This is a genomic window from Novosphingobium profundi (genome assembly GCF_020524485.1).
Classification (GTDB): Bacteria; Pseudomonadota; Alphaproteobacteria; order Sphingomonadales; family Sphingomonadaceae; genus Novosphingobium; species Novosphingobium profundi_A.
Genome location: NZ_JAIVLF010000008.1, coordinates 49024 through 62024, shown reverse-complemented (window position 1 = coordinate 62024; position 13001 = coordinate 49024). Strand labels below are relative to the sequence as shown.

At 65.0% G+C, this 13001-nt stretch carries 12 protein-coding genes; 4 read left to right on the top strand and 8 right to left on the bottom strand.

What is annotated here, in order from left to right; all coding sequences use genetic code 11:
- Positions 1–4: 4 nt before the first annotated feature.
- The 6 genes from hfq to dusB form a co-directional block, all read right to left on the bottom strand.
- On the bottom strand, positions 5–580 hold the full coding sequence (gene hfq, locus LC060_RS20050; protein WP_226638477.1) for an RNA chaperone Hfq: 576 nt from the start codon (positions 578–580) through the stop codon (positions 5–7).
- A gap of 143 nt (positions 581–723) precedes the next feature.
- The gene (locus LC060_RS20045; protein WP_039393472.1) at positions 724–2121 is read right to left on the bottom strand and encodes a sigma-54-dependent transcriptional regulator; all 1398 of its coding nucleotides are present in this window, start codon (positions 2119–2121) and stop codon (positions 724–726) included.
- 73 nt (positions 2122–2194) lie between these two features.
- Entirely contained in the window at positions 2195–4411 is a 2217-nt protein-coding gene (locus LC060_RS20040; protein ID WP_226638476.1) for an ATP-binding protein, read from the bottom strand.
- Between the two features lie 124 nt (positions 4412–4535).
- Positions 4536–5957: a nitrogen regulation protein NR(I) gene (ntrC, locus tag LC060_RS20035; RefSeq protein WP_413465146.1), complete on the bottom strand. Its 1422-nt coding sequence runs from the start codon at positions 5955–5957 to the stop codon at positions 4536–4538.
- Positions 5957–7081, bottom strand: a complete 1125-nt coding sequence (locus LC060_RS20030; RefSeq protein ID WP_226638475.1) for a two-component system sensor histidine kinase NtrB — start codon at positions 7079–7081, stop codon at positions 5957–5959. The genes ntrC and LC060_RS20030 overlap by 1 nt, the downstream gene beginning before the upstream one ends.
- Complete coding sequence (dusB, locus tag LC060_RS20025) at positions 7078–8106, bottom strand: tRNA dihydrouridine synthase DusB (protein ID WP_226638474.1); 1029 nt, start codon at positions 8104–8106, stop codon at positions 7078–7080. Before dusB ends, LC060_RS20030 begins: the two co-directional genes overlap by 4 nt.
- A gap of 81 nt (positions 8107–8187) precedes the next feature.
- Here dusB and LC060_RS20020 point away from each other — a divergent pair, with 81 nt between their 5' ends.
- From LC060_RS20020 to LC060_RS20010, 3 genes are read left to right on the top strand one after another with little or no spacing between them, the layout of a single operon-like run.
- Positions 8188–9372 carry a bifunctional 2-C-methyl-D-erythritol 4-phosphate cytidylyltransferase/2-C-methyl-D-erythritol 2,4-cyclodiphosphate synthase gene (locus tag LC060_RS20020; RefSeq protein ID WP_226638473.1) on the top strand — a complete coding sequence of 395 codons (1185 nt, stop codon included), beginning with the start codon at positions 8188–8190 and terminating at the stop codon, positions 9370–9372.
- Positions 9373–9399: 27 nt separating this feature from the next.
- Complete coding sequence (locus tag LC060_RS20015) at positions 9400–9993, top strand: hypothetical protein (RefSeq protein ID WP_226638472.1); 594 nt, start codon at positions 9400–9402, stop codon at positions 9991–9993.
- A gap of 1 nt (position 9994) precedes the next feature.
- Positions 9995–10495 carry a CinA family protein gene (locus LC060_RS20010; RefSeq protein ID WP_226638471.1) on the top strand — a complete coding sequence of 167 codons (501 nt, stop codon included), beginning with the start codon at positions 9995–9997 and terminating at the stop codon, positions 10493–10495.
- Positions 10496–10641: 146 nt separating this feature from the next.
- On the opposite strand, the gene LC060_RS20005 is transcribed toward LC060_RS20010, so the two are convergent.
- Together LC060_RS20005 and lipA are read right to left on the bottom strand one after the other, a co-directional pair.
- Positions 10642–11088, bottom strand: coding sequence for a type II toxin-antitoxin system RatA family toxin (locus tag LC060_RS20005; protein ID WP_226638470.1), 447 nt, complete (start codon positions 11086–11088; stop codon positions 10642–10644).
- A gap of 81 nt (positions 11089–11169) precedes the next feature.
- Complete coding sequence (gene lipA / locus LC060_RS20000) at positions 11170–12105, bottom strand: lipoyl synthase (RefSeq protein WP_226638469.1); 936 nt, start codon at positions 12103–12105, stop codon at positions 11170–11172.
- A gap of 154 nt (positions 12106–12259) precedes the next feature.
- Between lipA and LC060_RS19995 the strand changes: the two genes are divergently transcribed.
- On the top strand, positions 12260–12913 hold the full coding sequence (locus LC060_RS19995; protein WP_226638468.1) for a carbonic anhydrase: 654 nt from the start codon (positions 12260–12262) through the stop codon (positions 12911–12913).
- Positions 12914–13001: the final 88 nt, after the last annotated feature.

The following is a 13001-nucleotide window of genomic DNA, read 5'->3' as shown; positions in this document are numbered from 1 at the left end:
GGAATCAGTCTTCCGCTTCTTCGTGGCTCTGCAGGTCCACCGGGGTCACCGGCTGGATCGTCGAAACCGCGTGCTTGTAGGCAAGCTGCACATAGCCTTCGCGTTCGAGCAGCATGCAAAACAGGTCATAGGCCGCGACCCGGCCCTGGAGCATGACGCCGTTGATGAGGAACATCGTCACCTGCACGCCGGCGCTGCGGATGCTGGAGAGGAAGACGTCCTGCAGCGCGCGGGTCTTCTTGGAACCCTCGCCGCTGTTGAACTGGGCCGCATCGACGGGCGTCGAGGGCATGATCGTCGAAATGGCGTGCTTGTAGACCAGCTGCGACTGCCCATCGCGGCGCAGCAGGATCGAGAAGTTGTCGAACCAGGTGACGATCCCCTGCAGCTTGACACCCTTGACCAGGAACATGGTCACGGGGGTCTTGTTCTTGCGCAGGAGGTTGAGGAACTGATCCTGAAGGTTCTGGCCCTTACCGGATGCAGGTGCCGATTGCGCCGGAGCTGCCGCGGGCTTGGTGTCCGCAGCCTCCGTGGTGGCGCTCGCTCTCGGCCGCGCGGAAAGCGTTCGACCAGCCATTGTATTCTCCTTCTTTTTGGCGGCCGCTGATGCGGTCCGCGATCTGGCATGCCCATCCCGGATCATGCCGTAAGCGAATCGAAATTACCCGCTTGCTGCAATGCAGTAAATCCGAAAGTTATGTCGTTTGCCTTACGCGTGTCTCACCCCTCGCCTTCGCCGGGGGTTTCCTCCTCCTTGCGCTCGGACATGCCGAGCAGCTTGAGCTTTCGGTGCAGCGCCGATCGCTCCATGCCGATGAACGAGGCGGTCTTCGAGATATTCCCGGAAAACCGCCGGATCTGGACGCGCAGGTACTCACGCTCGAAGCTCTCGCGCGCCTCGCGAAGCGGCGCGCTCATCATCACCGCCACGCCGCCATCGCCACCGCCACGGGCGTTGAAGATTTCCGGGGGCAACATGTCGGGCTCGATCCGGTCCAGCTTCTCGCGCGGGGCCATGATGACCGTGCGCTCGACCACGTTGCGCAGCTGGCGCACGTTGCCGGGCCACTCGTACGCCTGGAGCGCAGTCATGGCCTCGGGCGAAACCTGCGGCGGCGCGACGCCCTGCTCGTTGGCGTAACGCGCAAAGAAATGATCGACGAGCGCGGGAATGTCGTCGCGCCGTTCGCGCAGCGCCGGAATGGCGACGGGCACGACATTGAGGCGGTAGAATAGGTCCTCGCGGAAGCGCCTCTCGGAAATTTCCTTCTCAAGGTCGCGTGAGGTCGAGGACACCACGCGCACGTCGACGCGGATCTGGCGCGTCCCGCCCACGCGCACGAAGGCCTGATCGGTCAGAACGCGCAGGATCCGGGCCTGGGTCGACAGCGGCATGTCCGCCACTTCATCAAGGTACAGCGTGCCGCCATCGGCGGTTTCCAGGAGACCCGGACGCACCAACGCGCCTTCGGCTTCCTCCCCGAAGAGCTCCTGTTCGAAGCGCTCGGGCGTGATACGCGCCGAGTTGACACTGACGAAGGCCTTGTCCGCGCGCGGGCTCCAGGCGTGGAGAAGCCGCGCGGCCACTTCCTTGCCCGATCCGGCGGGCCCAGTGATGAGCAGGCGGCTGCCGGTGTTGGCCACACGCTTCAGGGTCGCGCGCACCTGGTTGATCGAGGCGCTGGAACCGGTGAACTCCTCTCCGGTCGAGAAGTCCTGGCGCAGCTGAGCATTCTCCCGGCGCAGGCGCTCGGTTTCGGTCGCCTTGCCGACGAGGTGGATCAACCTCTCGGCCTCGAAGGGCTTTTCGATAAAATCGACCGCACCGCGTCCGATGGCCGCCACGGCGGTGTCGATGTTGCCGTGGCCCGAGAAGATGATGACCGGCAGTTCGGGCTCGCGCGCCTTGATCGCATCGAGCACCTCGAGACCGTCAAGGCGGCTTCCGTGCAGCCACACGTCGAGGAGCACCAGCGAGGGGCGGCGCTTGTCGATTTCCTCGAGCGCCTGGGTGCTGTCGCCCGCCGTGCGGCAATCGTACCCCTCGTCGCTCAGAACCCCGGCAACGAGCTCACGAATATCACGCTCGTCGTCAACAATCAGGATTTCCAGTGCCATGGCCCAATCTTCTTCTTGTTTCTCGTGTCGTTCCTAGCAAGCGCGAAGCGCCTGTGTTCCCGCATGGCCGCCTTCATTCGGCGGCCTCCTGCTTGCGCTGGCGCAGCAGCGGGTCCGCTGCGAAGCGCATTGTCACCACGGTCCCGCCGCCCTCGGCGGGGGTAAAGGTCATGTCGCCGCCATGTTCCTCGACGATCTTGTTGACGATCGCGAGGCCAAGTCCGGTGCCCTTTTCGCGGGTGGTGACGTAAGGTTCGATGATCCGTTCGCGTGCCTGCGAGAGGCCGATGCCGTTGTCAGCGATGCGCACCTGAATGCAGTCCTCGCTGGCCGTCATGTCCACCGCGATCCGTCCCTTGTAGTCCTCCCCGGCTTCGCGGGCCTTGGTCTCGGTGGCCTCGACCGCGTTCTTGAGAACATTGGTCATGGCCTGGCCGTACTGGTGGCGGTCGCAATCGATGGTGCCGATCTCGCCCTCGGCCGCGAAGGTAAAGTCGACGTCGGGACGTGCGACTTCCTGAAGGAACAAGGCCTGGCGTGTGAGCGCCACGGGGTCTTCTGCGCGGAACACGGGCTTGGGCAGGCGGGCGAACGAGGAAAACTCGTCGACCATCCGACGCAAGTCGCCGACCTGCCGGATGATCGTGGCTGTGAGGTCCTCGAAGAGCTCCGGGTTGTCGGTGATCTGCTTGCGGTAGCGGCGGCTGAGACGCTCGGTCGCCAGCTGGATCGGCGTGAGCGGGTTCTTGATCTCGTGCGCAATACGGCGCGCAACGTCCGACCAGGCCGCGGTGCGCTGGTCGACCAACTGACGGGTGATGTCCTCGAAGGTGATGACGTGGCCGGTTGCATCACGGCTCGTCTTCACGGCGAGGGTCAGGAGTTCGCCGCCCCGGCTGAACTGGACGATGCCGCTGCGATCATCGCTCTCGATCATGGTCGCAATGGCCGGGGCCAACTCGGCAATCGGCATACCCTCGGGCACGTCGTCCTGATTGGTCAGCTTGAGCGCGGAGCTGTTCATCAGGAGAATGCAGCCTTTCTCGTCGAGCGAAATGATGCCCGAAGTCACCGATTCCAGAACGGCTTCGATGAACAGGCGGCGTTCGTGAAGCTGGCGGTTGGCGCCCAGAAGCGCCTGCGTCTGCTTGTCGATCTGCGCGGTCATGCGGTTGAAGGCGCGGTTGAGGAGGCCGATCTCGTCGGTGCCGGTACGCCCCTCCAATTGCAGCGAGTAGTTGCCCGCCCCCACGCGGCGCGCGGCCTCCACCAGTTCGTAGAGCGGCTGCACCTGCCGGTCGGCAAAGCGCAGCGCGAACCAGACCGAGAGCCCGACCAGCGCCAGAGAACCGACGAACAGCGCGACGTTGAACTGCAGCTGCATGATCCGCGCACGGCTGGTCAGGACCTCGTAGGCCTGCACGATGTTCTCGGCGCGCTGCCCCTGACTGAGGGAAACAAGGTCATTGGTGCGCGCGACCAGCAGGTAGACACCCGACTGGCGCTCGATCGGTGCGCCCGCAACGATGCGGTTGTTCTTCGATTCCGCGACATAGGGTTCGCCCTTGTCGAGGCGTTCGAGCATTTCCTTGCTCAAACGGTTGTTCTCGGACTTGTTGTCCGGATCAACGATGATCGGGGTGCGCTGCTCCCCATTGGAGTCGATCTGGATGACTGCCGCAACCGACAGATTGCGGAGCAGGACCTGCTCGGCAAGGAAACGCTGGAAAGTCGGACTGACGACAGGATGGCTTTCGAGGGTGACACGCGAATCCTGCGCCATCGCCGCAGACTCGTAACCCACGTCACGCACCGTCTGTTCGTAGTAGCCCCGTGCCAGCTTGTTCGCGTTTTCGAGGAGGCCACGCGAGTTGTCGGAAAACCAGAACTCGACACCCGACTGGAACAGCCACGAGGCGAAGACCACCACGAGCAGCGTCGGGATCGCCGAAATGAGCGAGAAAATGAACACGAGGCGCACGTGCATCTGCCCGGTGCCGCCGATACTCTCCGCCGCGCGTTGCAGGGCTATGTAGCGCCCCAGAAGCACGATCAGCGCCATCGCGGGCACCAGCATGCCGACCAGAAGCGTGGCCGTCAGATTGGAAGGAATGGGGCGCGCCGCATCCCACCCCGAATTGAGGCTGATCCAAGTGATCGAACTCATGACCACGAAGGCGACCACGCACAGCGCGGCAATCACCGCGAAGATGTTGGCCCGGCGCGCCGCGATCTGGAATCGCCTCCACCACCGTGGCCAGTTTCGTCGTGTCGCGGGTACTGCACTCATCGTTGCACCTATACAACACCCCTGTTGCGCCAGCGCAAGTTCCAAATCTGCGTCGTGCGTTCGGTTGCAGGCACATATCGGCGAGACGACGCCGTGCCCGCATCGCCGTCTGCCCCTATGAAGATTAACGCCGGGCGAATTCCTCCGGGTCAAGCGCCAGTTCGCTCAAGCGCTTGCGCAAGGTATTGCGGTTGATCCCCAGGGCCTGCGCCGCGCGCAGCTGGTTTCCCGCGGTCTGGCGCAGGATCGAGGCGAAGAGAGGGCGCTCCAGCGCCGCGAGCGCCGAGGCGTAGATCGTGCCAGAGGCGGGCTGCGCGCTCTCCAGCCACTGGACGATGGCCGCCTCGATATCGGACCTGTCCGGATCGCCCTCGGGGGCAGTCTCGGCGCTGGCCGCCTGGCGCAGCAGCGGGACAACAACCTCGACGTCGATCATGTCCTCACGCGCCAGCAGGGTGAGCCGGTAGATGAAGTTCTTGAGCTCGCGCACGTTGCCCGGCCAGGCCTGCTCGCCCAGCAGGCGCGAGGCCGCCGGGGTCAGCTGGCGACGCGGCAGCCCCTCGCTTGCCGCCTGCTGGAGGAAATGGCGGGCCAGGACCTCGATATCGTCGCGCCGCTCGCGCAGCGGCGGCATGTGAATGGGCACCACGTTGAGGCGGTAGAACAGGTCCTCGCGAAAGCGTCCGGCCGCGATCTCGGGTTCGAGCGACTTGTTGGTGGCCGCGACGATGCGCACGTCGAGGCGGATGTCTTCCTGCCCGCCCACGCGGCGGATCGTGCCCGACTGGAGCGCGCGCAGCAGACGCGTCTGCGCCTGCATCGGCATGTCACCGATCTCGTCGAGGAACAGCGTGCCGCCCGCGGCCTGCTCGAACTTGCCGACATGGCGCGCAACCGCGCCGGTAAAGGCGCCCTTCTCGTGCCCGAACAGCTCGCTTTCGATGAGTTCGGCCGGGATCGCGGCGGTGTTGACCGCGATGAACGGCCCGGCCCGACGATTGCCGAGCTGGTGGATGGCCTCGGCGACCAGTTCCTTGCCCGTCCCCGATTCGCCCAGAATTAGCACGGTCAGATCATTGCGCAGGACCCGCGTGATCATGCGGAAGACCGACTGCATCGCCGGGCTGCGGCCCACCAGCGGCAGGCCATCCTCGACGATGTCCTCATCCTCCAGAGCATCTCCACCGCCCGCGTTGCCCGCCGCCTGGCACACCGTGCGCGCCAGTTCATCGATGTCGAAGGGCTTGGGAAAATACTCGAAGGCCCCGGTGTCGGTCGCGCGTACGGCGGTGTCGAGCGTGTTTTGCGCCGAGAGAATGACGATCGGCATCTCGGGGCACAGCGTGCGCACCACGCCCAAGGTCTCGATCCCGTCCCCATCGGGCAGCATGACGTCGGTCACCAGCGCGCTGAAACGCTGCTGCTGCAAAAGCCGGTCGCGCTCGGCAAGCGTCTCGACATGCGTCACGTTCGCACCTTCGGCGACCAGTGCCGCATCAATGACGAGCGCGATCGAGGGGTCGTCCTCGACCAACAGGACTTCGATCACGATGGCCTCCCTCCCAAGAGTGTCTTTCGTGTTTCCTTCGCAAGCGGCAAGTGAACGCGAAAGTGCGTAAGCCCCTTCACGTCGTCGCGCTCATGCGTGATACGCCCGTTCATCTCGCGTACCAGCTTGCGCACGAGCGGCAGCCCCAGCCCCTGTCCCGATTTCTTGCTGGTGACGAACGGCTCGAAGATATGCTCGCGAAGGCTCGGCGCCACGCCTTCACCATTGTCGGTCACGCGCAGTTCGACCGGCAGTCGCAGCGGCTTGCCGTCCTCGGTGGTGTGCAGCTGTAACCCGCTGGCAAAGCGGGTGCGCACCATGACGCGCGGCACGACTTGCGAGAGGCTGGCTTCCATCGCGTTCGACAGCAGATTGATGATGACCTGCACCAAGGCATCCGCGCTGCCCAGGACCGGGGGCAGAGAGGGATCGAACTCCTCCTGGATGGTGCAGTATTCCGGGTGCTCGGCACGTCCGGCGTGGATCACGTCAATCGCGCGGCGCGCCGCCTCGTGCAGATTGCAAGGCGCCATCGCGGGGGCCGTCTGGCGGCTAAGGTCCTGCATGCGCCCGATAAGATCGGCGATGCGGTCCACCTCGCTCGTGATAAGATGGGTCAGCGCGTGCCCCTTCTCGTCAACCTGGCGCGCCAGGAGCTGCGCGGCCCCGCGGATCCCGGCAAGCGGGTTCTTGATCTCGTGCGCCATGATCTCGGGTCCGCGAAGCGCAGCGGCATCAAAACCGCCTGAATCGTCGCCCAGAGCCTCGGCCGTCGTGTGATCGTGGATCATCAGGACCTGCCAGCGCGGATGGTCGGCGACCGGCGCGACATTGAGATCGATCCGGCGCATGCCCATGCCTTTGACCTGGACCGCCAGTTCGCGCGCCGATACCGGCGTCTCGTAATCGTCCAGGCGATCCAGCACGCGCGGGCTCGTCACGTCGAGCAATTCGCGGAGGCCCACCCCTACCAGACGCCGCAGCGACTGGCCGAAGAACTGTTCTGCCGCCGGATTGACCGAGGCGATGCGCAGCCCCGGCTCGAGCAGCACGACCGCCTGCGGCAGGCTGGCCAGCACGCGGTCAGCTTCGGGCAAGGTGATGCCCGCCGCCTCGCTCATGCGGCCTGGGCCTCGCGAAAGGGGGCGTAGAACTCGGCCAGCGCGCGCAGCACTTCATCGGGATCGTCGATGAAGTTCGCACGGTTGCGGAACTCGGCCGAGCCCTTGATGCCCTTGACGTACCACCCCAGATGCTTGCGGGCCATCTTGACGCCTGTGTCGCGCCCATAATGCTCCAGCATCGCTTCGTAGTGTTCGCGGATGATCGCGTACTGCGCGCCGAAATCGGGCTCGGCAGCGACTTCCTGGCCGCGCCACCACTGCATGATCTGCGAGAGGATCCAGGGCTTGCCGTAAGCGCCGCGCCCGACCATCAGGCCGTCCGCGCCCGACTGCTCCAGAGCGTTTGCCGCGTCTTCGATACCGCAGATATCACCATTGACGATGACGGGGATCGAAACCGCGTCCTTGACCTTGCGCACGAAGCTCCAGTCCGCGCTGCCCTTGTACATCTGGTTGCGGGTGCGCCCGTGGACGGTGATCATGCGGGCCCCCAGATCCTCGGCAATACGCGCAAGTTCAGGGGCGTTGAGGCTGTCATGGCACCAACCCATGCGCATCTTGACCGTGACCGGGACCTTGACCGCCTTGACCGTCGCCTCGATCAGGCGCGTCGCCAGCGGCACGTCGCGCATCAGCGCCGAACCCGCATCGCCGTTCACGACCTTGCGCACCGGGCAGCCCATGTTGATGTCGATGATCGCCGCGCCGCGATCCTCAACCAGCTTCGCCGCCTCGCCCATCTGCTCGGGCTCACAGCCGACCAACTGCATGGCAACCGGGTCCTCGCACGGATCCCACATCGCCTTCTGCACCGAAACGCGCGTTTCGCGAATCGCCGCCGGGCTGGCGATCATCTCGGTCACGTTGAGACCGGAGCCGAAGCTGCGCACCATCTTGCGGAACGGAAGGTCGGAAACCCCCGTCATCGGCGCGAGCACGACGGGACAGTCGATCCGCACAGGACCGATGTCGATGGGCTTGAGCGCGGGCGCGGCCGGCAGGTGAGTGTCGTGTCGAGTCATATCTTGTGCAGTACTGCCTAAAAAACAGGCAGGCGCATAGTGGATTGCCCTCGCCGCAGCAAGCGATTACCCGCAATCGCGATGACGCAGAGCACTTCGACTTCCCCCCGCGCCATATCCGACACCCCCAGGGCCGCCGCTGTCGTGGTGGCTGCGGGCAAGGGTTTGCGCGCCGGACAGCCCCTTCCCAAGCAGTTCGCGAACTGGCGCGGCAAGCCGGTCCTGCGTCATTCCGTGGAGGCCCTGGCCGCCGCTGAAATCGCTCCGATCTGCGTGGTGATACCCGAAAATGCAGGACCTGTCGCACGTGAGGCGCTTTCCGGCATCGCCGGGGTGATATTTACAGCAGGCGGCGAGACCCGGCAGGAATCGGTGCGCCTTGGCCTTGAAGTGCTGGCCGGATCGCAGCCCGAGCATGTCCTGATCCACGATGCCGCCCGCCCGATCCTGCCCCAGGCCGTCATCGCACGGCTGCTCACCGCACTAGAGCACCACAAGGGCGCAATCCCCGTCCTCCCGGTGGTCGACAGTCTTGCCCACGCCGAACCCGGCGCGCATGGGCCGCGCATGGGAGCCAGCGCGCGGCGCGAGGACCTGAGGCGGGTCCAGACCCCGCAAGCCTTCCGATTCGCCGAAATTCTCGACGCCCACCGGGCCTGGGACAGCCCGGCCAGCGCCGGAGATGACGCCCAGGTCGCCCAGGCCTGGGGCTGCGACATTGCCCTCGTCGAAGGAGACGAAGCCCTGCACAAGTTGACCTACAGCCACGACTTCACTCCCGCCGCCCCGCCCATGCGCGTGGGCACCGGGTTCGACGTCCACCAGTTGGAAGAGGGCGAAGACCTGTGGCTGTGCGGCGTCAAGATCGAGCATACCCACGGGCTGGCGGGCCACAGCGATGCTGACGTGGCCATCCACGCGCTCGTCGATGCACTGCTCGGCGCGATTGCGGCGGGCGATATCGGGCAGCACTTTCCGCCCAGCGACGCGCGCTGGAAGGGCGCGTCCTCGGACCGTTTTCTCGCCCACGCCGCCTCGCTCGTGGCCGAGGCTGGCTACGCGCTCGGCAATGCGGACGTGACAATCATCTGCGAGGCGCCCAAGATCGGCCCCCACCGCGACGCGATGCGCGCGCGCCTGGCCGAAATCCTGAGCGCCGACCCGCAGCTTGTCAGCGTCAAGGCGACCACCAGCGAGAAGCTGGGCTTTACCGGCCGCCGCGAAGGCATTGCCGCCCAGGCCGCCGTCAGCCTCGTGCGGGTCTGACCCCAAGGCATTTCAAGGAGACGTCTGGTGACCCGATTTGCTTCTCGCGTTCGACAGTCTGCGCGCCGCGGGCTGGCCGCAGGACTTGCCGCCAGCATCGCCGTGTGTCCAACGCTCGCCAGCGCAGCCACACAGGCCTGCCTGACCCGCGGTGAAGCCCGTTCGGTCCTGACCTATTCGCTTCCGCAGGTAATCGACGGGACGGCACGGCGCTGCCGCCAGGCGCTCCCCGCCGACGCGTTCCTGTCCACCCATGGACAGGAAATTGTCCAGCGCTACTCCGGCCCGCGCGAGCAATACTGGCCGCAAGCGCGTTCGGCCTTCCTGAAGCTTAGCCGCGGACGCGACGAGGGCATGGGAGCGATCGCTGCACAGCTGCCCGACGAAACGCTCAAGCCGCTCGTCGATGCCACCGTATCGGGCCTCGTCGCGCAGGCCATTCACCTGGAATCGTGCGAGGAGATCGATTTTGCCATCGACCTGCTCTCGCCGCTTCCGCCCCAGAACACCGCTGGGCTCATCGCGCTCTTCATCGAAGTCGCGGCCCGCTCGGAGACGATCGCTCAGCAAGGCACCGCCAATTCGAAGGCGCTGGGCGGCCTGACCATCTGCAAGGACTGACATGGGTAAACAGCTTCTCTTCCCGACCGACCTGTTCGATCTCGCCGAGCGCGTGATCACCGAAAACAAGGCGCTGGGTCGCACCATTGCCGTGGCCGAAAGCTGCACCGGCGGTCTTGTGTGCGCGGCGCTGACCGAAGTACCCGGCTCCTCGGCCGTGCTCGAGCGCGGGTTCGTGACCTACTCCAACGAATCCAAGCAGGAAATGCTGGGCGTCCAGCCCGACCTGATCGAGGCCTTCGGCGCCGTTTCGCCCGCCACCGCCTGGGCCATGGCGCAAGGCGCCCTGCGCCAGAGCCGCGCGGACGTGGCCGTGGCGATCAGCGGCATTGCAGGTCCTGGCGGCGGCACCGAGTTGAAGCCGGTCGGCACCGTCGTCTTCGCCCGCGCCTTTCGCGGCGACGAGGAGGTCAACGCCGAGCAGCAGCACATCGAAGGCGAGGACCGCGCGGCGGTACGTCACCAGGCGGCGCTGACGGCGCTCAACCTCCTCCTCCCCTAAAAATTACGTTATTTCAGATCTTTGAAGGACAAAGGTAACAAAAGAAAACCCCGCAGAAGGCCTGCGGGGTTTTCTTTAGAAACCACTTTAAGTGCGGCTCGGGCGCTGTGGTTACAAATTGCAACCACTCCGCTCCGCCATCCTGGTCAGCCTCCAGCGGGCGCGCCGTAGAGCTCGCTCGCGCGCGTCTCGAACGCGGCCACCATCTTGCGGAAGGCCTTGTCGAAATACTGGCCCGCCAGCTTCTCGAACAGCGCGTTGCGGAACGAGAAGCGCACATCGAACTCGACATCGCAGCTGGTCTCGTCCACCGGATGGAACGTCCAGACGTTATCGAGGTCCTTCATCGGCCCATCGACATAGTGAACGCGGATCTCGCGCGGACGGGTCTTCTCGACGCGTGACGTGAACTTCTCGCGCAGCGCCTTGAAGCCGACGAGCATGTCCGCGACCATCTCGGTGTCACTGTCCGAACGGACACGGGTCGCCACGACCCAGGGCAGGAACTCCTGGTAGCGACCGACATCGGCCACGAGATCGAACATCTGCTCCGCGCTGTAGGGGAGCCGGTAGGTTTCATGAATTCCGGGCATTTGGGTGTAACGGGCTTTCCGTGGGCCTGTTCCGTGCCCGCGCCTGCCCAGCTCTGGACAGGGACCGCGGGCCTCGGAAGCTTAGCGCTTTTTCTTCTGTTCCTTGGCGAGACGCGCTTCACGCGCGGCGCGCATCTCGGCAAAGTCATCGCCCGCATGGTAGCTCGAACGGGTCAACGGCGTCGAGGCGACCTGCAGGAAGCCCTTGGCACGCGCGATGGCCCCATAGGACTTGAACGCCTGCGGGGTCACGAACTCGGCGACTTCGGCGTGCTTGGGCGTGGGCTGGAGGTACTGGCCCATGGTCAGGAAGTCGATGTCCGCGCAGCGCATGTCGTCCATGACCTGATGCACTTCGAGACGTGCTTCGCCCAGGCCCAGCATGATGCCCGACTTGGTGAAGATCGAGGGATCGTGCGCCTTGACCTCTTCGAGCAGGCGCAGCGAGGCGTAGTACCGCGCGCCGGGGCGGATCGTCGGATAGAGACGGGGCACCGTTTCCAGATTGTGGTTGAACACGTCGGGACGGGCCGTGGCAATCGCCTCGATGGCCGCGCGCATCTTACCGCGAAAATCGGGGGTCAGGATCTCGATGGTGGTCTTGGGGGTTGCAGCGCGCAGCGCCTCGATCACCTTGATGAACTGGTTTGCGCCGCCGTCGGGAAGATCGTCACGGTCAACCGAGGTGATGACGATGTGTTCAAGGCCCGTCTTCAAAGCCAGCTCGGCAACATGCTCGGGTTCGGCGGGATCGACGCGGCCCGGCATACCGGTCTTCACGTTGCAGAACGCGCAGGCGCGCGTGCAGGTGTCGCCCAGGATCATCACCGTCGCATGCTTCTTTTCCCAGCATTCCCCGATGTTGGGGCACGCCGCCTCCTCACACACCGTGTTGAGGCTGAGATCCCGCATCAGCTGGCGGGTTTCACCATAACCGCGACTGGTCGGCGCCTTTACGCGGATCCAGTCGGGCTTGCGCTTGCGTTCGGGCTTGGGAGCGGAGGAAAGATCGTTCATGGGGCCCAGATAGTCCCTCCCGGCCCGGCTTGCCACCCCCAATATGCACGCTAATGGTCGCGCAATCGTGCTTTGTCGTGCACGCGAAACGCAACGGAAGAAACTGCGTTATACCTCGCGCAATGGTTTGCCAGATAATCCCAAGGAGTTTTCAATGAGCGAAGCCAAGTCCCCCGTGCTCGAAGATCTCGTGGAGGGATACCGCCGCTTCCGGTCCTCCGGATGGAGCGAAAACCGTGAACGCTGGGCGAAGCTCAAGGACGGCCAGGAGCCGCAGGTCATGGTGATCTCCTGCTCCGACAGCCGCGTTGACCCCAGCCAGATCTTCGACGTCGACCCCGGCGAGATCTTCGTGGTCCGCAACGTCGCTGCCCTCGTGCCGCCCTATGAGACCACGCCCGGCCACCACGGCGTTTCCGCCGCGCTCGAATTCGCGGTGCAGGTGCTCAAGGTCAAGGAAGTGCTGGTCATGGGACATGGCATGTGCGGCGGCTGCAAGGCGGCGCTCAGCCAGAGCCTGCGCGGCAATGCGCCGGGCGCGGGCGGCTTCGTCGACGACTGGATCTCGCTTCTCGACGAGGCCCGCGAGAAGGTTGTTGCCGACCATGGCGACAGCGGCCGTGCTGCCGAGATCGAAATGGAGCACGCCGGCGTGCGCGTCAGCCTCGAGAACCTGATGACCTTCCCCTGGGTCAAGGACAAGGTCGAGAGCGGTGAACTCACCCTGCGCGGTTCGTTCTTCGCCATCTCCGACGGAATCCTGCACCTGATGAACCCGGAAACGAAAGAATTCGAGCCCGCCGACTGATCGGCAGCCGCAATGCTGTCGAGCGTGGGACAGCACCCTGCCCCACGCTCGACAACCGGCCATTTGCACGGCCACATAAAAAAGGAGG